We start from the raw sequence: 22,176 nt of genomic DNA on the forward strand, positions 1-22,176 counted from the left end.
ATAAATATGCGATTTCCGTCCCCCATCGAAAGGTCCTCCGTGCCCCCGCGACCCGCCCGCATCACCGCCGTCGACACCTACGACGTCCGGTTCCCCACCTCGCGCGAACTCGACGGCTCCGACGCGATGAACCCCGACCCCGACTACTCGGCGGCCTACGTCGTGCTGCGCACCGACGCCGCCGACGGACACGAGGGGCACGGGTTCGCCTTCACCATCGGGCGGGGAAACGACGTCCAGGTCGCCGCGATCCGGGCGCTCCGCGACCACGTGGTCGGACGGTCCGCCGACGAACTCTGCGCCGACCCCTCCCTCCTGAACCGCGACCTGACCGGCGACAGCCAGCTCCGCTGGCTCGGACCCGAGAAGGGCGTGATGCACATGGCGGTCGGGGCCGTCGTCAACGCCCTCTGGGACCTGGCCGCCAAACGCGCGGAGAAGCCGCTGTGGCGGCTGCTCGCCGAAGCCGACCCCGCCTGGCTGGTCCGCCAGATCGACTTCCGCCACCTCACCGACGCCCTCACCCCCGAAGAGGCCCTCGCCCTCCTGCGCCGGGGCCGGGAGGGCGCCGAGGAGCGCACCGACCTGCTGCTGGAGCGCGGCTACCCCGCCTACACCACCTCGCCCGGCTGGCTCGGCTACGACGACGGGAAACTCACCCGGCTCGCCGCACAGGCGGTCGCCGACGGCTTCCGGCAGATCAAGCTCAAGGTCGGCGCCGACCTCGACGACGACCTGAGGCGCTGCCGGGTGGCCCGCTCGGTCGTCGGACCGGACGTGCGCATCGCGGTCGACGCCAACCAGCGCTGGGACGTGGACGAGGCGATCCGCTGGACCAAGGCCCTCGCCGCGTTCGACCCGTACTGGATCGAGGAACCCACCAGCCCCGACGACATCCTCGGTCACGCGGCGATCCGCCGCGCCGTCGCCCCGGTGAAGGTGGCCACCGGCGAGCACGCGCAGAACAGGATCGTCTTCAAGCAGCTCCTCCAGGCCGGCGCCGTCGACATCGTCCAGATCGACGCGGCCCGCGTCGGCGGGGTCCCCGAGAACCTGGCGATCCTGCTGCTCGCCGCCAAGTACGGCGTCCCCGTGTGCCCGCACGCCGGCGGGGTCGGCCTGTGCGAACTCGTCCAGCACCTCTCGATGTTCGACTACGTGGCCCTCACCGGCACCACCGAGGACCGCGTCATCGAGTACGTCGACCATCTGCACGACCACTTCCTCGACCCGGTGGTGATCCGCGACGGCCACTACACGGCACCCCTCGCGCCGGGCTTCTCCGCCGCCGTGCGACCGGAGTCCCTGGCGCGCTACACCTACCCTGACGGCGACTTCTGGGCCGCCGACCCGGACACACGGAAGAACAAGGACAAGGACAAGGAGCAGGCCGTATGAGCGACTTCGAGGGCCTGACGGCCCTGGTGACCGGCGGCGCCTCCGGCATCGGCCGGGCCACGGCGGAACTCCTCGCCGAGCGCGGCGCCCGGGTGGCCGTCCTCGATCTCGACCCGTCGACGGTCGACGAGCCCCTCACCGGGCACCGCGCCGACGTCACCGACGACGCCTCGGTGCGCGCGGCGGTGGCCGCCGCCGTCGACGGCCTGGGCGGCCTCGACGTACTGATCAACAACGCCGGCGTCGGCGCCCGGGGCACGGTGGAGACCAACTCCGACGAGGAATGGCACCGCGTCTTCGACGTCAACGTCCTCGGCATGGTCCGTACCGCCCGCGCCTGCCTGCCGCACCTGCGCGCCTCCGCGCACGCGGCGATCGTCAACACCTGCTCCATCGCCGCCACCGCAGGGCTGCCGCAGCGGGCCCTGTACAGCGCCACCAAGGGCGCCGTGTACTCCCTCACCCTCGCCATGGCCGCCGACCACGTCCGCGAGGGCATCCGCGTCAACTGCGTCAACCCGGGCACCGTCGACACCCCCTGGATCGGCCGGCTGCTGGACGCGGCCGACGACCCGGCCGCCGAACGCGCCGCCCTGGAGGCCCGCCAGCCCACCGGCCGCCTGGTCTCGGCTGCCGAGGTCGCGGGCGCCGTCGCCTACCTGGCGAGCCCGCTGTCCGGCGCCACCACCGGCACGGCCCTCGCCGTCGACGGCGGCATGCAGGGACTGCGGCCGCGCCCGGAGAACCGGTGAACCCCCGCCGGCTCGGCCGCAGCCGCGTCGAGGTCACCGCCCTGGCCTTCGGCGCCTCCGGCATCGGCAACCTGTACACCGAGGTCGGCGAGGAGGCGGCGCACGAGACGGTGCGGGCCGCCTGGCAGCGCGGCATCCGCTCCTTCGACACCGCCCCGCACTACGGCCTCGGCCTGGCCGAACGCCGCCTCGGCGCGGCCCTGCGGGAGCACCCGCGGGACGCGTACACGGTGTCCACGAAGGTGGGCCGCCGCCTCGAACCCGTCGCGCACACCGGCGGCGACGACCTCGCCCACGGCTTCGCCGTCCCCGCCACCCACCGCCGCGTCTGGGACTTCAGCGCCGACGGCGTACGCCGCACCCTGGAGGCGAGCCTGGAACGCCTCGGCCTGGACCGTGTCGACGTCGTCTACCTCCACGACCCCGACGACCACGCCGAACAGGCCTTCCGCGAGGGCTATCCGGCCCTGGAGCGGCTCCGCTCGGAGGGGGTCGTCGGGGCGATCGGCGCCGGCATGAACCAGACCGCGATGCTCACCCGCTTCGTCCGCGACACCGACGTCGACGTCGTCCTGTGCGCCGGCCGCCACACCCTGCTCGACCAGAGCGCCCTGACCGACCTGCTGCCCGCCGCCCGGGAACACGGCAGATCGGTCGTCATCGGCGGTGCCTTCAACTCCGGGCTGCTCGCGGACCCGAGACCGGGCGCGACGTACAACTACACCCGCGCGCCCGCCGAGTTGCTGGATCGCGCCCTGCGGCTGAAGGAGGCCGCCGAACGGCACGGCACCACCCTGCGCGCCGCCGCACTGGCCTTCTGCGCCGCCCATCCGGCGGTCGCGAGCGTACTGGTCGGTCCCCGCTCGGCCGCCGAAGTCCACGACTGCGCCGACCAGTTCGCCGCCCCGGTCCCCGACTCCCTCTGGCGGGAACTGCGCGACACCGGTCTGCTGCCGCCCGAAGGGGAGCCGACGTGAACGTCGTCGACGCGCACCACCACGTCTGGGACCTGTCCGTCCGCGACCAGGACTGGATCACCGGCCCCGAACTCCGCCCGCTGCGGCGGAACTTCACTCTGGACGACCTCGCGCCCGAGGCGAGCGCGGCCGGTGTCGGCCGTACCGTCCTGGTGCAGACCGTCACGGTCGCCGAGGAGACCCCCGAGCTGCTGGCGCTCGCCGAGGCCCACGAGCCGGTCGCCGGGGTCGTCGGCTGGACCGACCTCACCCGCCCCGACACCGCCGACGAGCTGGCCCGGCTGCGGGAACTGCCCGGCGGACGGTATCTGAAGGGCATCCGCCACCAGGTCCAGGGCGAACCCGACCCCGAGTGGCTGCTGCGCCCGGACGTACGGCGCGGACTCGCCGCCGTCGCCGACGCGGGCCTGGTCTACGACCTGGTCGTCCTGCCCCACCAGTTGCCGGCCTGCGTGGCGGCGGCCGGGTCGCTGCCACGGCTCACCTTCGTCCTGGACCACCTGGGCAAGCCGCCCGTCGCCTCGGGCACGCTCGAACCCTGGGCGTCCGGCGTCCGCGCCCTGGCCGCACTGCCCAACACGGTGTGCAAGCTCTCCGGCCTGGTCACCGAGGCCGACCGGGACTCCTGGACCGTCGACGACCTGCGCCCGTACGCCGACGTCGTGCTGGACGCCTTCGGCCCCGGCCGGCTGATGTTCGGCTCGGACTGGCCGGTCTGCACCCTCGCGGCGGCGTACGGCGACGTCCTCGCCACCGCGCGGGCGCTGACCGGGGGCCTCGACGCCACCGGACGCCGTCAGCTCTTCGGGACCACCGCCACCCGCGTCTACGGCCTCTGAGCCGGCCCCGTCAGCCGGGTCGGCGGCAGGAACTCCCGCACATACGTCCGCTCCCAGCACGCGCCCGTCTCCCGCAGCTCCCGCCACGTCGTGTAGCGGTAGCGGAAGAGGCGGGCGCGGATGTGCCGGGGCGGCGCGTCCGCGGGGAACGGGGAGCGGCGCAGCAGCCTCAGCGTGTCCCGGTCGCCCTCCAGCAGCCGCTCCACCAGCGCGCCGAACCACGGACCCGCGTACGCGGGCGACAGCGCGGCGAACCACATCAGCCAGTCGAGCCGCAGATGGTACGGCGCGAACTGCCGCGGCCAGCGCCGCGGATCACCCGGCTTGCCCTTGAACTCGTACTCCCGCCAGCCGGCGTCCTTCCGGGGCACCTCGTCCGCCGTCCCCTCCACGACCACCTCGTACCGGATCCGGCTGACGCTGCCGAACGCCCCGTAGGTGTTGACCAGGTGCAGCGGGTCGAAGGAGCGGTTCATCACCTGGCGGCGGGAGAGCATGTTGCGCACCGGCCGGTAGCCGAGGCCGAGCAGCAGCGCGCACACCGCGAGGACGACGACCACGTACCACAGCGGAGCGTCGGGCACCGCGGGCGGATCGGCGGGGAACGCGACCGCGGGCAGGGCCAGCACGATCGTGATCCAGTTCAGCCACGCGAAGTTGCCGGACAGCACCAGCCAGAGCTGGGTGACGATCATCAGCGAGGCGGCGGCCGTGGCGACCGGCTGCGGGGCGAACAGCAGGAACGGCACGACGAGCTGGGTGACGTGGTTCGCCGCCACCTCGACGCGGTGCAGCGGCTTCGGCAGATGGTGGAAGAACCAGCTCAGCGGCCCCGGCATCGGCTGGGTCTCGTGATGGTGGTCCAGACAGGTCAGCTTCCGCCAGCACTCGTCGCCGCGCATCTTGATCAGCCCCGCGCCGAACTCCACCCGGAACAGGATCCACCGCAGCAGGAACAGCACCACGACCGGCGGCGCCACCTCGTCGTTGCCGAGGAACACGGCCAGGAACCCGACCTCGAGGAGCAGCGACTCCCAGCCGAACGAGTACCAGGTCTGCCCGACATTGACGACCGACAGGTACAGCGCCCACGGCACCAGCCACAGCAGCATCCCTCCCCACAGCGGAAGCAGCGAGTCCAGCCCCGCCAGCAGCGCCGCCGACACCGCGCAGCCCGTCCAGGCGCACCCCGCGAAGAACCGGTCCGAGTAGTGCCAGTGGAACAGGCTCGGCGACCTCCTGAACGGCACCCGCTCCACGAAACGCGGCACCGGCAGCATGCCGCGCTCCCCGATCAGCGCGCGGAACTGCAGCGCCGCCGCCAGGAACGCGACCAGATACAGCCCGGCCAGCGCCCGCTGGAAGACCAGCCGGCTCAGCCAGTACTCGGACGCGGTGAACCACTCCACGGCCGTACGCTCCCTCCTGCCTCGTCCCGCCGACACCTCCGTGACTCTCCGTATACCACTGGGCGGGCCGCGCAACCCGCGGGCGAGAGGCGCGCGGACGGCTCCCAGCGGTCGAAGAATCGCGTGAACCCTGGCAAGGTGGGCCCATGGCTGATCGGGGAGCGAGCCCCCTGTCTCTCCCGGACGACTGGCCGGACCACCCGGATCCGATCCTGGCGCTCAACCGCATGGGCAGTTTCGACTGGGACCTGGACGCCGGGGTGATGCAGATGGACGCCCAGGCGCACGAGATCTTCGACATGCGCCCCGACGAGTACGACGACCACCCCGAGACCCTGGGCAGCCGGGTCCCGTCCGGCGAGGCCCTGCGCCTGGACACCACCGTGTCGCAGGCACTGAAGGCCGGCCACGAGAACTACGGCGCCTACTTCCGCGTCCGCCGCCGCGACGGCTCCCTGCGCTGGACCCACACCCAGGGCTACATCCGCCGGGACGAGTCAGGCCGGCCCCGCCGCATCATCGGCATCGTCCGGGACGCCACCCAGGAACTCCGCGACAGCGAGGCCAGACGCGAGCAGGCCACCCAGGAGGACATACGCCGACAGCAGACCAACGTCGTCCAGCTCACCACCGCCGCCCTCGCCCACGCCCGCACCGTGCAGGACGTCATCGACGTCCTCAAGGACACCCACGGCCTCACCCATCTGGGTGCGACCAGCCTCGTGATGGGTCTGGTCGAGGCGGGCAGGATCCGGCTCATCGCGGAGGGCCCCGCGGGCAGCTTCGTACCGGGCACCGACGTCACCGGGATCGATGAGCCGTACCCGATGAGCGAGGCGGTGCGCACCCTCAGCCCGTGCTTCATCGACTCCCCGGAGGAGTTCGCCGAGCGCTATCCGAGGCTGTGGCAGGGCATCACCGGGCTGAACATCACCTCGGCGGCCTATCTGCCGCTGATCGTCCAGGCCCGTCCCATCGGCGCGATGGGGCTGCTCTACAGCGACCGGCGCGGCTTCACCGCCGAGGAGCGCAACATCCTCGTCGCCCTGGGCAGCAGCATCTCCCAGAGCCTGCAGCGCGCGATGTTCTACGAGCAGGAGATGGACCTCGCCCAGGGGCTGCAGCAGGCCATGCTGCCGCGCACCATCCCCAGCGTGCCCGGCGCCGACCTCGCCGTGCGCTACCGCGCCGCCACCATCGGCGGCTCCCTCGGCCGGGACATCGGCGGCGACTGGTACGACCTGATCCCGCTGCCGGGAGGCCGGGTGGGCGCCGTCATCGGCGACGTCCAGGGCCACGACACGCACGCCGCCGCCGTCATGGGCCAGCTGCGCATCGTGCTGCGCGCCTACGCGGCCGAGGGCCACCCGCCGGCCACCGTGATGGCCCGCGCCTCCGTCTTCCTGGACGAACTCGACACCGACCGGTCCGCGACCTGCCTCTACGCCGAGGCCGACCTGTCCACCGGTGTGCTCCAGGTGGTCCGGGCCGGCCACCTCGACCCGCTGGTGCGCCGCACCGACGGCTCCTGCCGGCGCGTCCTCGTCCCTGGCGGGCTGCCGCTCGGCCTGTCCGCGGAGTTCGGGCGGCTCGACTACCCGGTCGGCACGATGGAGCTCGATCCCGGCGACACCCTGCTGCTGTGCACCGACGGCCTGGTCGAGCAGCCCGGCGCCGACCTCGACGACGGCATGGAGACCCTCTCGGCGCTGGTCGCCGCCGGACCCGACGACGTACGCGACCTCGCCGACCGGCTCATCGACGTGGCCGGGGAACGCGGCGGCGGCGACGACGTGGCGCTGCTCCTGCTGCGCCGCCGCGCCCTGGACGGCGCGCGGCCCGGCGGCCGGCTCAAGCAGCGGGTGACGCCCGGCGATCCGGAGGCGCTCGCCGAGACCCGGCGCATGATCCGTACGGCGGCGGGTGCCTGGGGCGCGGGGGAGCGGGCCGACGAGATCGAGCTGGTCGCCGACGAGATGATCACCAACGTGCTGATGCACACCGAGGGCTCCGCGGTCGTCACCCTGCGGGCCCTCACCGGCAGCGAGCGGCGTGTGCGGGTGGAGGTCGAGGACTCCTCCAGCGCCCTGCCGCGCCGCCGGGAGGCGGGCGAGTCGGGCGTCTCCGGGCGGGGCCTGCTCCTGATCGAGACGCTCACGGACGTCTGGGGCGTGGAGGCACGCGGCGGCGGCAAGTGCGTGTGGAGCGAGTTCGTGGTGGCGAAGGATCCCGACCCGGTTTGAGTACGCGCGGGCGCCGTGGTGAAGGATCCCGACCCGGTTTGAGTACCCGCGAGCGCCGTGGTGGTGAAGGATCCCGACCCGGCCTGAGCACGCGCGGGCGCCGCGGCGCCGACGACGCGGCTTCGGAGATTCTCCGGGCACGGCGGGGGAGCGCCGCCCGCACGGGCGAGCCCCGCGGTCACCGTGCCGCAGCGGCGGGGCTGCGTGGAGTGCGCGGAGTGCGTGCCGTACCGGGAGCCGGCCGGGCCCGGAGCGATGCCGGCAGCGTGGGACGGTGCCGTGCCGGGCGGCCCCGTCACGCCCGCCGCGGTGCCCGAGCGGCCTGACCGCCGGCGCCCCGGACGGCACTCCTGACGCATGCCGGAACCGCCCTCCGGTGAACGCCGGCGGCTCGAGGGGCGCCGTGCGCCGCGCTGCCCGCACGGGGCCTCACCGGGGCTTCAGCGTCACCAGGTGGTCGCCCTCCGCCGTACGCACCTCGTAGCGGGCGATGTCCTCGGGGTGCATGGCGGAGCCGCCGAGCACCGTGTGGGGGCGGGCGTCGAGACGGGGCACGCTCCAGCTGGTCACCGTCTCCTCGGAGCCGTCCCGGCCGACCACCACCAGACGGCAGGTGCGGGGCCCCGCACCGTCCTTGACCTCGATCTCCACGTTGCTGCCCCAGGCCTCGTCCTGAGCGGTCACCTGCGCCCACACCCCGGACCGCTCGTCGGTCGCCGCGACGCTCACGGCGCTCCCGCCGTCGTCCCGCCCCAGCACCGCGACCACCGGCGCGGACACCGCGACCACAACCGAGGCGGCCAGCGCCAGCAGCAGTCGGCGCCGCCCCGCCCGGTTGCGGGCCGCCACCTGTGACAGCAGCCGGTCCAGCATCCTCGGACCGGGCTTGGCCAGCGGGTGCACCAGCCGCGGGGTGGCACTTCGGTACAGCATCAACTGGCGTGCCGCGGGGCCGAATTCGGTCACCTGGACAGCGCACCGGGGGCACTCCATGAGGTGGTCCTCGAAACGGAACGCGTCCGCCTCGTCCAGCACGCCGAGCGCGTAGGCGCCGACGTCGCGATGCCTCTCCAGGGACCTCATGCCGAATCCTCGTACCGTTGGGTGCGGGTGGGGTTACTCCTTGCTCCCACCGGTACGCACCAGGCAGCCGAATCACTCAAGCCACGTGCCGAATCGTAACCAAGGGATTCGGAGCGGACCGGCCCCCGGATTGGTCGGATCGGCGAGGAATCTAGAAAAGATGGATGGCGAGGTGACCGAGCGGCAGCCCGAGCTGCCACGCCGGTGTCCACACCTTGGGTCCCTCGTCCTCACCGGTCACCGCGCCGCCGCCCGGCACCGCGTTCAGATCGGGCGCGAGCAGCTCCGTCTCCCGCAGCCAGCGCCAGGCATCCCGGGCCAGCTCCAGGTCCGGATCCGGCGCGTCCCGGCCGGCCGCGGCGGTGTCCGCGGTCAGGTCCCGCAGGCGCCCCTGCACCCACTCCTGCCACGGCTGGTCGTACGCGGTCAGCGACAGCCAGGTCTCCAGCTGGGTGACCACCCGGATGCCGGACAGCTCGCCGTCGGTGTCGGACAGGAACACGGTCAGCGCCAGGGCGTCCCGGCCCGCGCGGAACTCGAAGGACGTCGGCGGCATCAGATCGCCGCTGCGCAGCAGTTCGTCGGCGATGTACTCGGCGTACAACCAGGCCATGGGGACGGTCAGTTCACCGTCGCCGGTGCCGTCCGTGCTCTCTCGACCTCTGTGCAGCATCCCTTCCTGCCTTCCTCCGGTGCGTGCGCGTCGCCCGAACCCGGGCCCCCGGTCCGGAACACGGATGAGGACAGCCGATTACTCAACCGGGGTGGTCGGCAAGGCGCTTTGCGAAGGTTTGACTCTGCCTTCGGTTTCATCGCATGTCGGAGGCGTATCCGGGGAGCACCCGACGCAGGGCGCGCAGTGCGTAGTACGCGCGGGACTTCACGGTACCGGGCGGAATCCCGAGGGTCGTCGCCGCTTCCGCCACACTCGCCCCCTGGAAGTACACGAGCACCAGGACTTCACGGTGCTCCGGAGTGAGTGTTTTCACAGCCTCGCGGACGTCGAGCGCGGCCGCGGCCCGTTCGGCGTGGTCGGAGGTCACCCGGGCGTTCTCCAGCACGGCGTCCCCGACCTCGGCCGGCCGGGCCTGCCGGGCCCGTCGCGCGTCGATGGCGAGCCGCCGTCCCACGGTGAGCAGCCAGGGCCGTACGGAGTCGAAGTTCTCGGCGCGCAGGGCCTCGGGGTGCTGCCAGGCGCGCACCAGGGTCTCCTGGACCAGATCCTCCGCGCGCTGCCGGTCCCCGTCGCAGAGCCGGAGCAGCAGCGCGAAGAGGGGCCGTCCGTGCTCGCGCTGCAGTGCGGCGAGCTCGTGCTCGGCGGTCGTCCCGTTCATGAGTGTGATTCCGGCCGTCATGGCCGTATGGCAGCGCACGGCGCGACGCGGGGACAGGGCGTGCGCAGGAGCGTGCGGCGGACGGTCGATCGCGTCGACGAACGGTTCGACGAACGGTCGGGGCGGCCGTTCGCGCACGCCGGACGGCCTAAAAGGCGTGTCGGAGCGACCACGGGCGTAATGCGGCTTCTTACCTGTTTATCCATAAATACGGCTACAGCGGGGTGGAGTGATGATCACACGCAGTCGGCAGGTGGCCCTGGTCCTGACCGTCGTCCTCGCCGCGGGCGCCGCCTGCCAGGCCCGCGACCACCGACCGCCGGAACCGGGGCGTCCGGCCCCTTCCGCCACGGGGCCCCGCGGCTTCACCCTGGTCGCCTCGGGGGACGTACTGCCCCACGACTCGATCATCGAACGCGCCCGCTACGACGCGGGCGGCACCGGGTACGACTTCCGGCCGATGCTCTCCGGCATCCGCTCCGTCGTCGACTCCGCCGATGTGGCGCTGTGCCACATGGAGACCGTGTACGGCACAGGCGGCGACTACACCGGCTACCCCCTCTTCAAGTCCCCGCCCGAGGTGGCCCGCGGCCTCGCCGCCACCGGCTACGACGGCTGCTCCACCGCCTCCAACCACTCCCTGGACGACGGCGCCGAGGGCATCCGCCGCACCCTGGACGCCCTCGACCGGGCCGGTGTGCGCCACGCCGGCTCGGCGCGCACCGAGCGGGAGGCCCGCACGGCGACCGTGCTGCGCGCGGGCTCGGCGCGGGTCGCCCACCTCGCCTACACCTACGACACCAACGGCCTCCCGCTGCCGCCGGACGAGCCCTGGGCCGTCAGCCTCGTCGACGAGGCGCGGATCGTCGACGACGCGCGGGCCGCCCGGAAGGCCGGAGCCGACGTCGTCGTGGTCTCCCTGCACTGGGGCACCGAATGGCAGGAGACCCCCGACGAGCGGCAGACCGCCCTCGCCCGCTCGCTCACCGCCTCGGCCACCGGGGGCCGCCCCGACATCGACCTGATCCTCGGCACCCACGCCCATGTCCCGCAGGCCTACGAGAAGGTCAACGGCACCTGGGTGATCTACGGCATGGGCGACCAGATCGCCGGCGAGATGACCAACCACGAGGGCGTCCAGGACCCGCGCGGCAACCAGTCCACCCTGGGCCGCTTCGCCTTCGCCCCGCCGGAGCGCCCCGGCGGGCGCTGGGAGGTGACCCGGGCCGAGTTCGTCCCGCAGCTCTTCGACGTGGACGCCGGCCGGGTCGTCAACCTCAACCGGGCGCTCGCCCGGGGCGCCGAGGTGCGGTCCGTGCGCGACCGGATCCGGAACGTGGTGCTGAGCCGGGGCGCCGCGCAGGACGGGCTCGTGATGGGGGAGTGAGGACCGTCAGCCGAGGTCGACGTGGTCGAGCGCCGTCAGCAGTTCGCCCAGCACCCGCAGGCAGGCCGTCACATCGGCGTCCGTGAGGCCACCGCCGACCTCCCGCAGGAGCAGGTGCTCGCGCTCCAGGACGGCGGAGATCGCCGCGGCGCCCCGCTCGGTCGGACGGATGAGCGACGACCGCCGGTGGGCGGGGTTCGGGACGGCCTCCACCAGGTCCTGCGCCGCGGCGTCGTTCACCATGCGCTGCACGAACTGCCGGCTGATCGCCTGCGCCCTGCCCATCTGCGGCACGGTCATCGGCCCGTTGCGGTGCAGCAGGGTCAGCACGGCGCGTACGCCCACGGACAGGCCGTCGGTGGTCAGCCCCTGCTCCACGCTGCGCTGGGCGCGCCGGTAGAGGGGGCCGACCAGGTCGTACACCTCGGTGAGGCGGCGGCCGAGCTCGTCCGGGGGGAGGGGGGCGTCGGTGTCTGTCACCACGCCATCATGACACCTGGGTTGCCAAACTCGGCGCAAGATGACACCTTGGTTGTCATGAATGGTGCTTCGGATCTGCGCTTCTTCCCCTCCGCCGACGGCGACCTCGCCTACCTCGACACCGGCTCCGGCGACCCGGTGGTCCTGCTGCACTCCGGCTTCGCCGACCACCGGGTCTTCGACGCCCAGATCCCGGCCCTGGCCGCCGGGTACCGGGTGATCGCACCGGACGTCCGCGGCCACGGCGCCTCGGCCAACGCCACCGCGCCGTTCCGCTGGGCCGACGACCTCGCCGCGTTGCTGCGCCACCTGGACACCGGTCCGGCCGTGCTCGTCGGTGTGTCGATGGGCGGCGCCATCGCCACCGACACGGTGCTGGAGTATCCGGAGCTGGTGCGCGCCGTGGTGGCCTGTGGCGCGGCCACCAGCGACTTCGAGTACACCGACCCCTGGGTCCGCCAGGTGCTGGCCGAGCAGGCCGCGGCCCTGGGCGCGGGCGACATGGAGGGCTGGCTCACCGCGTTCCTGCGCTACGTGCCCGGCGAGCACCGCACCGCCGCCGACATCGACCCGGACATCCCGGGCCGGTTGCGCGAGATGGCTCTGGGCACCCTCGCCAAACACACCCCGGACGAGGAGAACCACCACGTGCCCATGACCGACACCTGGGCCCGCGTCCCCAAGATCGACGTCCCGGTCCTCACCGTCAACGGCGCCCTCGACGCCCCCGACCTGATCGCCGAGGCGGAACGGTTCGCCCGTACCGTCCGAGACGGCCGCTCCGTGACCATCGACGGCACCGCGCACTACCCCAACCTGGAGCGGCCCGAGGAGCTGAACAAGATCCTCCTGGACTTCCTCGGCTCCCTCCGCGCCCGCTGACGGCGAACCGCACCCGGGCCCGCCCCTACGGGACTACGGCACCACCGTCACCGGCCACCGCCCGGCCTTCACCAGCCGCACCGCGACCGACCCGACGATCCGGTGGCCGGCCTGCTCGGAGGCGCCCACGACCACCGCGTCCGCCTTCAGGTCGTCGGCCGCCCTCACCAGTCCGTTGTAGGGGTCGCCGCGGAAGGTGTGGAACTCCCAGCGGAGGTCGAAGACGCCCTTGATCCGCTCCATCGCCTCCCGGACCTGCGCCACCAGGTCCTCGGCCACCTCCTCGGTCGTGTCGGCCACCGGCGCGCCCAGCGCCGCTCCCGCGGCCAGCACCGGTTGCACGTACACGAGGGCGAGCAGCGCCCCCTGACGGCGTGCCAGACCGGAGGCGTACGCCGCCGCGCGCAGCGAGGAGTCGGAGCCGTCCACGCCGGCCACGATCACCTTCGGGCCGTCCGTGCCCCGTTCGAACCGATGGGACCGCTGTTCCGTCACGGCAGCGAGGCTATCGGAGTCCGGTTCGCCGGCCCTCACGCGCCCGCCGAGGTCCGTCGCCCCACACTGCGCCGATCGGGTGAAATCGTGCCGCCGCACCGGTGTCGCTGAGGTGCGTCGGCCCTCCGTGGGGCGACTGATGAGTCATGCAGAAGGATCACTTGCTCACCCGGCGCCGGGCGCTGCTCGCCGGCGCCGTCTCCCTGGGCGCCGCCGGTGTGGCCGCGGCGTTCGTGCCGGGCGCCGGGAACAGTGCCGCACCCGCGCCGCCGCCGGCCGCCGGCGCCCGGGCGGCCCGCCGCCCGCTCAGGCCCTCCGAGTACCGCCTGCGGCCCCTGACCGGCTACGGGCCCCCGCACACCCCGCGCGGCAGGACGCCGGTCAGGCGTGAGCCGCTGCTGCGCGTGCCCGGACACGGCCGCACCATGGTGCTGAGCTTCGACGACGGCCCCGACCCCCGCTACACCCCGCACATCCTCGACACCCTGGCCCGGTACGAGGTGCGGGCGATGTTCTTCGTGTGCGGGGAGATGGCGGCCTACAACCGGGACCTGCTGGCCCGGATGGCCGACGAGGGACACGTGGTCGGCAACCACACCTGGTCCCACCCCCTGCTCACCCGGCTGCGGCGCGCCCGGATCCGCTCCGAGATGGAGCGCACCAGCGACATCGTCGAGCAGGCCTACGGCGAACGCCCCGAGTGGTTCCGCGCACCCTACGGCGCCTGGAACCGCGCCGCCTTCCAGCTCGGCGCCGAACTGGGCATGGAACCGCTGGCCTGGACGGTCGACACCCTCGACTGGACCGAGCCCGGCACCCGCACCATCGTCGAGCGGGTGGAGGACGGCGCCGCCCCCGGCGTCGTGGTGCTCTCGCACGACGCCGGGGGCGACCGCTCGCAGAGCGTACGAGCCCTGCGCGCCTACCTGCCCGAACTGCTGGACTCCGGGTACCACATCACCGTGCCCCGCCGGCAGTACGTCTGAGCGGGCCCCGCCCGCCCGGACGCGGGACCGCTCAGCGGACCTCGGCCAGGCGGGCGAAGACGACCACGTTCCCGTCGTAGCCGTTCTGCTTGGAGAAACCACCGCCGCAGGTGATGACCCGCAGTTCCGCCGCCCCCTTGGAGGCGTAGACCCGGTCGCCGGGGAAGTCGTTCTTCGCGAAGACCTCGATGCCGTAGATCTCGAACACGGCGGTCCTCCCGTCCTTGCGGGCGACCTCGACGCGGTTTCCCTTCTTCAGCGCCCCGAGCCCGTAGAACACGGCCGGTCCCTGAGCGTTGTCGACATGGCCGACGACGACCGCCGTGCCCTTCTCGCCCGGTGAGACGGCGCCGGTGAACCAGCCCGCCAGATTGGGGTCCTGGGGCGGCGGCGCGTCCACCCAGCCCTCCGCGTCCAGGCCCACCGGAATGACGGGCGCGTCCACCTGGATCCCCGGGATCACGACCCGGTCCGGGACCGCGTACGGCAGCGGCCGCACGGCGTCGACCGTGATGCCGCCGGGCGTCCGGCTGTCGGCGGCGGCCGCGCCGGCCGGCTGCGGCGGACCCACGTCGAATTCCCCCGAACCGTTCCGGATGAGCGCGAGGCCGGTGAGCAGAACCAGCGCTATCACGCCCCACGGGGCGCGCTTTTTCCGCCGTGCCTCCCATTCGGCTTCGTCCGGCTCGAAAGCAGACATTCGCCTTCCCCTCTCGACACGGCCGTCGCCGTACCACTCGCGCATGAGGAAAACGCTAAATGCCGTGCGCGCAACCGGCGACGGGGCGGCGGCGAACGGGTGGCCCCGGCGCAACCGGGTGCGCCATCCGGGGCGGTACCGGACGAAGATTTTCTGACGGTCCGTGACCTGCGGTGATATCCCCTACCGCGGTTTTCCGCACGGGGTTCGCCTCACCGGTACGGACCATTCCCGAAATGCGGGTACGCGCAGGGCAACTGAGGGTCTTTCCGGGAGGCGCTTTCTCGCCGATCGACCGGGAACGGGACCCGGGGCGTCTTCCGCGGAGGATCACATGCGCAATTCACGTGCCCTGGCGGCCGCCGGCGCCGCGGTCGCCGTCCTCGGGCTCGCCGCCCCGGCGGCGGTCGCGGACGGCGGCCGGGTTCCCAACCCGTCCAACATCGTCGCCCTGCCCAGCGTCATCGCCCGCGGCGGCCAGCTGACCATCACGGTCGACGGCTGCCCCAACGGCGGCACGGCGACCTCCAACGCCTTCCCCCGGACGAACCTGACGCCCATCAGCGGTGCCAACGACACCTCGAAGGGCACCGCCACCGTCGACGCCGACGCCCGTCCCGGTTCCTACGACATCACGGTCCACTGCTCCGGCCGGAGCCTGACCCGGCCGGCCGCCTTCACCGTCATCGGCGGTGTCCGCGGCGGTATCGGCGGCAGCAGCACCAGCGGGACGACCCCGACCGACATGGCCATCGGCGGGGCCCTGGTGGCCGCCGCGGTCGCCGGCAGCGGTGTCTTCTGGATGCGCCGCCGCGCCGAGAAGCGGATCTGAACCGCTGTCCCCTCCGGGCCGCCGTTTCGCACGAGTTCGCACGCCGCTCGCCCCGGATCCCGCGGGATCCGGGGCGGCGCTCTGCTCACCCGCGGGCGGTCTCAGCCCTCGATGTGCGGGAAGAGCCGCAGGAACGGGTCCGCCGACGCGGCGAGGCCCCGGCCGAAGGGCGCGTCGAAGTCCCAGATGAGGAAGAGCAGGAAGGCGATCAGCGCCGAGAACAGCCCGGCGAGGACCATCTCCCGGGTGGTGCGCCGGATCTGCAGCGCGAAGATCATCCCGATGGTGATGGCGGCCCCGGTGATCAGCCCGAACCACACCACGCCCGGCATGGTCTCCCCGGTCGACTCGGCCCGCGCGCTGCGCGCCTGGTCGGCGGCGGCCACCTGGTCCACGAGGGGCTGGTAGGCCTGCGCCTCGAAGTCCGTCCGCGGCTCGTAGTCGGTGACGTCCCGGCGGACGCGGTCGAGGAGTTCGGTGCCGCGTTCGGTGACCTCTCCGTCGTCGGCCATGGCCCGCCACTCGGTGGTGACGACGTGTCCGACATAGGCGTTGACATCGTCCCGGATACGGTCACGCACCTCGGCGGGGTAGACCCGTACCCGCTCCGAGATCTCGTGCAGGGCCACCGCCTCCGCCCGTACGTGCTCCTGGGCGGCGCCGCGTCCCTCCCAGACGCCGGCGATGGCGAGACCCAGGACGATGGCGTACACCACGCCGATCCACATCGTCATGTACTCGATGACGTCCGGGGTCTCGCTGGGATCCTCGTCGTCGGCCGCCCTGCGGTGCCGTACGAGGGTGATGACCACCACGACGACACAGGCGGCGAGCATCGCGAGGGTGAGAACAAGCCATTCCGGCAAGAGGTGCCTCCAGAAGGGGTCAGGTCGGTCCGGGCCTCAGCGCGGACGCAGCGCGGCGATCGCGACCACCGCGGGAACCGTGATGAGCAGGACGAAGGTGAGCGGTGACGTGGCACCGCCGGAGGACCGCCGGACCGGGGCCGCGCGGTACCGCGGGTAGTGCACGGGCGTCACGGACGGACGCGGCTTCGGCGTGGCCGACGGCGTCGCGGCCGGTGACGGCGGCGGCGGGTGGCGCGGCGGCGGGGTGGGAGCCGGTGTCGGACGGGCGGCGGGCGGTGCCGGACGGGCGGCCGGCGGGGGCGGTGGCTCGGGCCTCGGGGTCGGGCGGGGCTTCGGCGGCGGGGTGGTCGGCGTGGGCTCGGGCGGGGGCGGCGGCTCCGGAGAGGGCGTGGGTGTGGGGGTAGGAGTGGGCGTGGGCGTGGGCGTGGGGGACGGTGGCGGTGGTGAGCAGAACGGGGGATCCGTCCAGGTGACGTGTCCCGCGACCGCCACCGCCTCCGTGCCGCCCGGCCCCGTCGAGGCGTACGCGCAGGCGTCGGCCGCGGCCGTGCCGGGTGCGCCGACGAGCGCCCAGATCAGCGTCGTCACGGCCAACGCGCGTGCGGTGGCGCGGGATTGGGTCGGTACGAGTGCTTGCACGACGAAGATCATGAATCGTGAACCGCCGGACCGTGCCCGGGATCCCGGTGATTGCCCCGAAGGAGTTAACAAAAGAAATCCGGGCCACCGTTGAACACGACCCGTGCCTTCATGCGTACCCATCGTCGAGCGGCGGCACAGCAGGGCGCTGCACGACCCTTGCGATGATGTGGAGTTGACGATGAAGACCTCCTGGCGGACCGCCTCACTGGTGGCGAGCGCCGCGGCGGTGCTGGCCCTGACCACGGCGTGCGGTCAGGACAGCCCGCCGTCCGCCACCAGCCAGAACGTGGGTGCCACGGCCGGGACCGGGGACGTCGGCGACATCGGCGCGGGCCAGGCGGGCGGCGGCGCCCAGGCGTCGGCGAGCCCCTCCGGCACGGCGGGCGAGCTGAACGTCTCCACCAACGCCGAACTGGGCAAGGTGGTGACCGACAGCCTCGGTCTGACCCTGTACCGATTCGACCAGGACACCGCCGAGCCGCCCGCCTCCAACTGCGAGGACGACTGCGCCAAGACCTGGCCGCCGGTGCCCGCCGACGACGCCACGGCCGGCGAGGGCATCGACAAGGCGCTGCTCGGATCGGTCGACCGGGCCGACGGCACCAAGCAGCTCACCGTCGCCGGCTGGCCGGCCTACCGCTACGTCAAGGACGTCAACGCCGGTGACGTCAAGGGCCAGGGCGTGGGTGGAAAGTGGTACGCGCTGAACCCCCAGGGCAAGAAGGCCCAGGCGGCCGACCGGCCCGGACTGTCCACCCGTGAGGACGCGAAGCTGGGCGAGATCGTCGTCGACGAGAACGGCATGACCGTCTACCGCTTCATGAAGGACGAGGCCTGGCCGAAACCCGTGTCGGCCTGCACCGGCGCCTGCCTGGAGAAGTGGCCGGTGGTGTCGCCGGTCGACTTCGAGGACACCAAGGGCATCCAGAAGAAGGGCTACATGACCTTCACCCGTCCGGACGGCGCCGACCAGCAGACGATCAACTGCTGGCCCATCTACACCTTCGCCGGTGACAAGGCTCCCGGCGACACCAACGGTCAGGGCGTCGGCGGTACCTGGTACGCCGTACGGCCCGACGGAAAGCCGGTCGGCGCGTCGGAGAAGTAGCAACCTCCCCCAAGGGTGTCGTCCGCTCCGGACGTCGCCGGCCCCGTGTCCGCCCCTTCGCAGCCCGCGGAGGGGCGGACCGTTTTGCCGTGATTCACCGGCACCCGTGGAATTATCGGCACTCTTCTCCGCCTTCTCCGCGTACTTCTCGGCGTGTCGGAACTCTCCGGAATGCCGCGGGCACATGTCGTCACGCTTTCGCGGGGCGCCGAATAGGCACGTGCCACTGGCAGTGACCGGGAACGGATGGTCAATTTCCGTTTGGGGTCGCTCCTTTGGCGGGCGATCAGTAGCCTCTGCTCGAACACCGGATCGCCTACGCCTTGGAGAGATACATGGAGCGTCCCGCCTGGGCCCCGCGGAGCATCGACATCTCGGCGCCCAGCGTCTCCCGGATGTACGACTACTACCTGGGCGGTTCGCACAACTTCGAGGTCGACCGGGAAGCGGCCCGCAGGGCCATGGAGTTCATGCCGGGCCTGCCCAAGATCATGCAGGCGAACCGTGCCTTCATGCGCCGGGCTGTGCGTTTCGCGGCCGGTGAGGGCATCACCCAGTTCCTGGACATCGGTTCCGGCATCCCGACGTTCGGCAACGTCCACGAGGTGGCGCAGGCGGCCGTACCGGACGCCCGTGTGATGTACGTCGACCACGACCCGGTGGCCGTGGCGCACAGCCAGGCCGTTCTGGAGGGCGACGACGGCGCGGACATCGTCGCCGCGGACCTCCGAAAGCCGCAGGAGATCCTCCACAGTCCCGAAGTGCTGCGGCTGATCGACCTGAATCGGCCGGTGGCGCTGCTTCTCGTTGCCATACTGCACTTCGTGGAAGACGCGGACGACCCGTATACGGCGGTGGCCGAACTGCGCCAGGCCCTCGCGCCCGGCAGCATGCTCGTCCTCACCCATGCCTCGTACGAGGGAATCCCGCTGCCGACGGAGCGGGCCGAGGGGGCGGTGGACGTGTACCAGGACATTCGCAACCCGCTGATCATGCGCACGCGCGACGAGATCGCGCGGTTCTTCGAGGGGTACGACATGGTGGAACCCGGACTGGTGCCGATGCCGCAGTGGCGGCCGGACACCGCACCGGAGGACGAGGATCCCTACGCGTTCTCCGGTTTCGCGGGCGTGGGGCGTACGGCGTGAGCGCGGAGCCGGACGGGCCGGAGGACAGACTGCGCCGGTTCGCGACGATCTGGAGCCGGGCGGTCTTCCCGGTGACCTCGACGTCGTCGACCCGCCCGGAGTTCGAGGAGCGGCTGCTGCCGCTGGCCCGGCTGCTGAGCGAGGCGCTGCGGGCCCGGTCGTTCGACGCGGACGCGGGCCGGGCGGCCGGCGCCGCGCTGGTGGAAGCGCACTGCACCGACCCGGAGGCGCTCAGCCGGACCCTGGACTGCGTGGACGCCTATCTCGTCCTGTACTGCGGCGAGGACGGCGACCGGGAGGACCTGCGGGCGCGCTCCGCGCGGCTCCAGCACGCCATGGCCGCCGGGTTCGCGCAGGCGCTGCGCGAGCGGACGCTGACCGAGCAGGAGGCCATCGCGCGGGCCGCGCTGGAGGCCCAGGGCGTGGTGGCGCAGGCGCTGCACGCCACCGAGGCCCGCTTCCGCGCGGTGTTCGAGGGCGCGGCCATAGGGATCGGCATCGCCGACCTGGAGGGCAACGTCCTCCAGGTCAACGGCGCGCTGCGGCGCATGTTCGGCCTGTCCGAGCAGGCCCTGCGCGGCCGCAGCGTCAAGGAGTGGGTCCACCCCGACGACGCCCCGCAGACGTGGCGGCTCTACGACGAGCTGGTGAGCGGTGAGCGCGAGCACTACCACCTCGAAAAGGCGTTCTACCGCCCGGACGGAACGGTCCTGTGGACCAATCTGACGGTGTCCCTGCTGCGTGACGCCGACGGCGACCCGCAGTACCAGCTCGCCCTCATGGAGGACACCACCGAGCGGCGGCTGCTCAACCTCCGGCTGCGTTACGAGGCCACCCACGACGCGCTCACCGGGCTGCCCAACCGGGCGTTCTTCTTCGAGCGGCTGGAGAAGGCGCTCGGCGCCGGCGAGGGCCAGCGGTTCGGGCTGTGCTATCTCGACCTGGACGGCTTCAAGACCGTCAACGACAGCCTCGGGCACGCGGCCGGTGACCGGCTGCTCGTCGAGGTCGCCGACCGGCTGCAGGCCTGCGCCACCGCGTCCGGCGAGATGGTGGCCCGGCTCGGCGGCGACGAGTTCGTGGCGCTGACCACCGGCCCCGAGACCGAGCGCACCGTCGACGAGCTCGCCGCCCGCATCATGAACGCGCTGCTCGCCCCGATCAGTGTGGACGGCCGGGAGCTGACCGTGCGCGGCAGCATCGGCATCGTCGAGGGACCGGCCGGGGAACGCAGCGCGGCGGAGGTGCTGCGCAGCGCCGACATCACCATGTACCGGGCCAAGTCGGCGGGCGGCAACCGGTTCGAGCTCGCCGACCCGGAGGCGGACGCCCGCGCCATCACCCGGCACGGGCTCACCACGGCGCTGCCGACGGCCCTGGACCGGGGCGAGTTCTTCATCGAGTACCAGCCGCTGGTGCACCTCGGCGACGGCAGTGTGCGGGGCGCGGAAGCACTGGTGCGCTGGCTGCACCCGCAGCACGGGGTGCTGTCCCCGGACCGGTTCATCCCGCTCGCCGAGCACACGGGGCTGATCGTCCCGCTGGGCCGCTGGGTGCTGGAACAGTCGGTGCGCCAGGCCCGTGAGTGGCGGGACCGGCACGGGGGTGAGGCGCTCGGCCCGCTGCGCATCAACGTGAACCTGTCGCCCTGTCAGCTCACGCATCCCGGGCTGGTCCAGGACACGGTGGAGATCCTGGAGCGCACGGGGATGACGCCGGACGCGCTGTGCCTGGAGGTGACCGAGTCGGCGCTGATCGGCGCGGACGACGACCTGCTGAAGCCGCTGCGCCGGCTGGCGGAGATGGGCGTCGACATCGCGCTGGACGACTTCGGCACCGGCTACTCCAACCTGGCCAACCTGCGCCGGCTCCCGGTGAGCGTCCTGAAGCTGGACCGTTCCTTCACCCAGAGCATGCAGCAATTCCCGGCCGACCCCGTCGACCTGAAGATCGTCGAGGGGATCGTCTCCCTGGCCCACAGCCTCGACCTCGCGGTCACGGTGGAGGGCGTGGAGACGGGAGCGCAGGCCGAGCAGTTGCGCATCCTCGGCTGTGACACGGCGCAGGGCTGGTACTACGCCCGTCCGGGGCCGCCGGACCGGCTGCACGAGCTGGCGCTCGTCGACGCGACGGGTTGAGCCCGACGGCTCGGGGCGCGTGGTCTGCGTGGCGGCTGCGGGGCGGGGCCGCTGTGGCCGGTCGCGCCCACGCGGCGGAGCCGCACATGTGTCGGCCCCGCGCCCCTGGGGTGCGCAGCCGGCACGGACGGAGAGGGATCACACGGGGACGAGCCAGGAGAGACTCGGTGCGCGCGGTGATCGAGGAGGAGCCGCGGCTCATGGACCCGGCCGCGCGTTCCTCGCGTGCCGAAGTGGCGCGCCTGCTGGACCCGGAGTTCACCGAGGCCGGCGCTGCACGCACGAGGAGATGATCGCCGAGCTGCACGACCACCCGGGCAGCTCGGCGGACGGCCCGGCGTACGAACCGTCGGAGACCACCGGCGTCCTCCTGGCCCCAACCTGGTGCACCTCACCTGCGAGACCCACCTCGTCGGCCACCGAGCCCGCCGCAGCTCCCTCTGGCACAAGCGGGACGACCACACAGGCTCCAGG

22 protein-coding genes are annotated in these 22,176 nt (G+C 72.7%); 13 read left to right on the forward strand and 9 right to left on the reverse strand.

Annotated elements, in window-relative coordinates; translation table 11 throughout:
• Positions 1 to 6 precede the first annotated feature (6 nt).
• Genes AMK33_RS25125 through AMK33_RS25140 form a run of 4 tightly spaced genes read left to right on the forward strand, consistent with a single transcriptional unit; the run spans position 7 to position 3,966 of the window.
• Positions 7 to 1,398, forward strand: a complete 1,392-nt coding sequence (locus AMK33_RS25125) for an L-fuconate dehydratase (RefSeq protein WP_073935214.1) — start codon at positions 7 to 9, stop codon at positions 1,396 to 1,398.
• Positions 1,395 to 2,150 (forward strand): SDR family NAD(P)-dependent oxidoreductase, encoded by a 756-nt coding sequence (locus tag AMK33_RS25130; RefSeq protein WP_073935215.1) that lies wholly within the window; start codon positions 1,395 to 1,397, stop codon positions 2,148 to 2,150. The genes AMK33_RS25125 and AMK33_RS25130 overlap by 4 nt, the downstream gene beginning before the upstream one ends.
• A complete protein-coding gene (locus AMK33_RS25135) occupies positions 2,147 to 3,127 on the forward strand; it encodes an aldo/keto reductase (protein ID WP_073935216.1) in 981 nt (326 codons plus the stop codon). Before AMK33_RS25130 ends, AMK33_RS25135 begins: the two co-directional genes overlap by 4 nt.
• Complete coding sequence (locus AMK33_RS25140) at positions 3,124 to 3,966, forward strand: amidohydrolase family protein (RefSeq protein ID WP_073935217.1); 843 nt, start codon at positions 3,124 to 3,126, stop codon at positions 3,964 to 3,966. The genes AMK33_RS25135 and AMK33_RS25140 overlap by 4 nt, the downstream gene beginning before the upstream one ends.
• On the opposite strand, the gene AMK33_RS25145 is transcribed toward AMK33_RS25140, so the two are convergent.
• Complete coding sequence (locus tag AMK33_RS25145) at positions 3,954 to 5,375, reverse strand: lipase maturation factor family protein (protein WP_073935218.1); 1,422 nt, start codon at positions 5,373 to 5,375, stop codon at positions 3,954 to 3,956. The genes AMK33_RS25140 and AMK33_RS25145 overlap by 13 nt on opposite strands.
• Positions 5,376 to 5,521: 146 nt before the next feature.
• Between AMK33_RS25145 and AMK33_RS25150 the strand changes: the two genes are divergently transcribed.
• Positions 5,522 to 7,618, forward strand: coding sequence for a SpoIIE family protein phosphatase (locus AMK33_RS25150; RefSeq protein ID WP_073935219.1), 2,097 nt, complete (start codon positions 5,522 to 5,524; stop codon positions 7,616 to 7,618).
• Between the two features lie 429 nt (positions 7,619 to 8,047).
• Here AMK33_RS25150 and AMK33_RS25155 read toward each other — a convergent pair whose 3' ends face one another.
• The 3 genes from AMK33_RS25155 to AMK33_RS25165 all read right to left on the reverse strand — a co-directional run bounded on the left by AMK33_RS25155 (position 8,048) and on the right by AMK33_RS25165 (position 10,056).
• Positions 8,048 to 8,701, reverse strand: coding sequence for a zf-HC2 domain-containing protein (locus AMK33_RS25155; RefSeq protein WP_073935220.1), 654 nt, complete (start codon positions 8,699 to 8,701; stop codon positions 8,048 to 8,050).
• A 151-nt stretch (positions 8,702 to 8,852) separates the two neighbouring features.
• Positions 8,853 to 9,374 (reverse strand): hypothetical protein, encoded by a 522-nt coding sequence (locus tag AMK33_RS25160; protein ID WP_073935221.1) that lies wholly within the window; start codon positions 9,372 to 9,374, stop codon positions 8,853 to 8,855.
• A 136-nt stretch (positions 9,375 to 9,510) separates the two neighbouring features.
• Complete coding sequence (locus AMK33_RS25165; RefSeq protein WP_073935365.1) at positions 9,511 to 10,056, reverse strand: sigma-70 family RNA polymerase sigma factor; 546 nt, start codon at positions 10,054 to 10,056, stop codon at positions 9,511 to 9,513.
• A gap of 211 nt (positions 10,057 to 10,267) precedes the next feature.
• On the opposite strand from AMK33_RS25165, the gene AMK33_RS25170 reads away from it, so the two are divergent.
• Complete coding sequence (locus AMK33_RS25170; RefSeq protein WP_073935222.1) at positions 10,268 to 11,422, forward strand: CapA family protein; 1,155 nt, start codon at positions 10,268 to 10,270, stop codon at positions 11,420 to 11,422.
• Positions 11,423 to 11,428: 6 nt separating this feature from the next.
• Here the strand turns inward: AMK33_RS25170 and AMK33_RS25175 are convergent, their stop codons facing one another.
• On the reverse strand, positions 11,429 to 11,902 hold the full coding sequence (locus AMK33_RS25175) for a MarR family winged helix-turn-helix transcriptional regulator (protein ID WP_073935223.1): 474 nt from the start codon (positions 11,900 to 11,902) through the stop codon (positions 11,429 to 11,431).
• Between the two features lie 57 nt (positions 11,903 to 11,959).
• Here AMK33_RS25175 and AMK33_RS25180 point away from each other — a divergent pair, with 57 nt between their 5' ends.
• Positions 11,960 to 12,784, forward strand: coding sequence for an alpha/beta fold hydrolase (locus AMK33_RS25180; protein ID WP_073935224.1), 825 nt, complete (start codon positions 11,960 to 11,962; stop codon positions 12,782 to 12,784).
• A gap of 33 nt (positions 12,785 to 12,817) precedes the next feature.
• On the opposite strand, the gene AMK33_RS25185 is transcribed toward AMK33_RS25180, so the two are convergent.
• Positions 12,818 to 13,279, reverse strand: a complete 462-nt coding sequence (locus AMK33_RS25185) for a universal stress protein (RefSeq protein ID WP_073935225.1) — start codon at positions 13,277 to 13,279, stop codon at positions 12,818 to 12,820.
• Between the two features lie 146 nt (positions 13,280 to 13,425).
• Between AMK33_RS25185 and AMK33_RS25190 the strand changes: the two genes are divergently transcribed.
• Complete coding sequence (locus AMK33_RS25190) at positions 13,426 to 14,265, forward strand: polysaccharide deacetylase family protein (RefSeq protein ID WP_201263080.1); 840 nt, start codon at positions 13,426 to 13,428, stop codon at positions 14,263 to 14,265.
• A 31-nt stretch (positions 14,266 to 14,296) separates the two neighbouring features.
• Here the strand turns inward: AMK33_RS25190 and AMK33_RS25195 are convergent, their stop codons facing one another.
• Positions 14,297 to 14,965 carry a class F sortase gene (locus AMK33_RS25195; protein ID WP_073935226.1) on the reverse strand — a complete coding sequence of 223 codons (669 nt, stop codon included), beginning with the start codon at positions 14,963 to 14,965 and terminating at the stop codon, positions 14,297 to 14,299.
• 334 nt (positions 14,966 to 15,299) lie between these two features.
• Between AMK33_RS25195 and AMK33_RS25200 the strand changes: the two genes are divergently transcribed.
• Positions 15,300 to 15,797: a hypothetical protein gene (locus AMK33_RS25200; protein WP_073935227.1), complete on the forward strand. Its 498-nt coding sequence runs from the start codon at positions 15,300 to 15,302 to the stop codon at positions 15,795 to 15,797.
• A gap of 101 nt (positions 15,798 to 15,898) precedes the next feature.
• On the opposite strand, the gene AMK33_RS25205 is transcribed toward AMK33_RS25200, so the two are convergent.
• Together AMK33_RS25205 and AMK33_RS25210 are read right to left on the reverse strand one after the other, a co-directional pair.
• Positions 15,899 to 16,663 carry a bestrophin-like domain gene (locus AMK33_RS25205; protein WP_073935228.1) on the reverse strand — a complete coding sequence of 255 codons (765 nt, stop codon included), beginning with the start codon at positions 16,661 to 16,663 and terminating at the stop codon, positions 15,899 to 15,901.
• A gap of 36 nt (positions 16,664 to 16,699) precedes the next feature.
• Positions 16,700 to 17,305 carry a hypothetical protein gene (locus AMK33_RS25210; RefSeq protein ID WP_201263084.1) on the reverse strand — a complete coding sequence of 202 codons (606 nt, stop codon included), beginning with the start codon at positions 17,303 to 17,305 and terminating at the stop codon, positions 16,700 to 16,702.
• A 181-nt stretch (positions 17,306 to 17,486) separates the two neighbouring features.
• Here AMK33_RS25210 and AMK33_RS25215 point away from each other — a divergent pair, with 181 nt between their 5' ends.
• From AMK33_RS25215 to AMK33_RS45250, 4 genes are all read left to right on the forward strand, one after another.
• The gene (locus tag AMK33_RS25215; RefSeq protein ID WP_073935230.1) at positions 17,487 to 18,416 is read left to right on the forward strand and encodes an SCO0930 family lipoprotein; all 930 of its coding nucleotides are present in this window, start codon (positions 17,487 to 17,489) and stop codon (positions 18,414 to 18,416) included.
• A 335-nt stretch (positions 18,417 to 18,751) separates the two neighbouring features.
• Entirely contained in the window at positions 18,752 to 19,564 is an 813-nt protein-coding gene (locus AMK33_RS25220) for an SAM-dependent methyltransferase (protein WP_073935231.1), read from the forward strand.
• Positions 19,561 to 21,702: a putative bifunctional diguanylate cyclase/phosphodiesterase gene (locus tag AMK33_RS25225; RefSeq protein ID WP_073935232.1), complete on the forward strand. Its 2,142-nt coding sequence runs from the start codon at positions 19,561 to 19,563 to the stop codon at positions 21,700 to 21,702. Before AMK33_RS25220 ends, AMK33_RS25225 begins: the two co-directional genes overlap by 4 nt.
• Before the next feature lie 167 nt (positions 21,703 to 21,869).
• On the forward strand, positions 21,870 to 21,995 hold the full coding sequence (locus AMK33_RS45250; protein ID WP_383460566.1) for a hypothetical protein: 126 nt from the start codon (positions 21,870 to 21,872) through the stop codon (positions 21,993 to 21,995).
• The last annotated feature ends 181 nt before the right edge of the window (positions 21,996 to 22,176 follow it).

The organism is Streptomyces sp. CB02400, assembly GCF_001905725.1.
GTDB classification, from domain to species: domain Bacteria; phylum Actinomycetota; class Actinomycetes; order Streptomycetales; family Streptomycetaceae; genus Streptomyces; species Streptomyces atrovirens.

Coding starts and splice junctions, on each gene's coding strand:
- AMK33_RS25125 (WP_073935214.1), top strand. CDS start 7: ATGCGATTTCCGTCCCCCATCGAAAGGTCCTCCGTGCCCCCGCGACCC.
- AMK33_RS25130 (WP_073935215.1), top strand. CDS start 1,395: ATGAGCGACTTCGAGGGCCTGACGGCCCTGGTGACCGGCGGCGCCTCC.
- AMK33_RS25150 (WP_073935219.1), top strand. CDS start 5,522: ATGGCTGATCGGGGAGCGAGCCCCCTGTCTCTCCCGGACGACTGGCCG.
- AMK33_RS25155 (WP_073935220.1), bottom strand. CDS start 8,701: ATGAGGTCCCTGGAGAGGCATCGCGACGTCGGCGCCTACGCGCTCGGC.
- AMK33_RS25160 (WP_073935221.1), bottom strand. CDS start 9,374: ATGCTGCACAGAGGTCGAGAGAGCACGGACGGCACCGGCGACGGTGAA.
- AMK33_RS25165 (WP_073935365.1), bottom strand. CDS start 10,056: ATGACGGCCGGAATCACACTCATGAACGGGACGACCGCCGAGCACGAG.
- AMK33_RS25170 (WP_073935222.1), top strand. CDS start 10,268: ATGATCACACGCAGTCGGCAGGTGGCCCTGGTCCTGACCGTCGTCCTC.
- AMK33_RS25180 (WP_073935224.1), top strand. CDS start 11,960: ATGAATGGTGCTTCGGATCTGCGCTTCTTCCCCTCCGCCGACGGCGAC.
- AMK33_RS25190 (WP_201263080.1), top strand. CDS start 13,426: ATGCAGAAGGATCACTTGCTCACCCGGCGCCGGGCGCTGCTCGCCGGC.
- AMK33_RS25195 (WP_073935226.1), bottom strand. CDS start 14,965: ATGTCTGCTTTCGAGCCGGACGAAGCCGAATGGGAGGCACGGCGGAAA.
- AMK33_RS25200 (WP_073935227.1), top strand. CDS start 15,300: ATGCGCAATTCACGTGCCCTGGCGGCCGCCGGCGCCGCGGTCGCCGTC.
- AMK33_RS25215 (WP_073935230.1), top strand. CDS start 17,487: ATGAAGACCTCCTGGCGGACCGCCTCACTGGTGGCGAGCGCCGCGGCG.
- AMK33_RS25220 (WP_073935231.1), top strand. CDS start 18,752: ATGGAGCGTCCCGCCTGGGCCCCGCGGAGCATCGACATCTCGGCGCCC.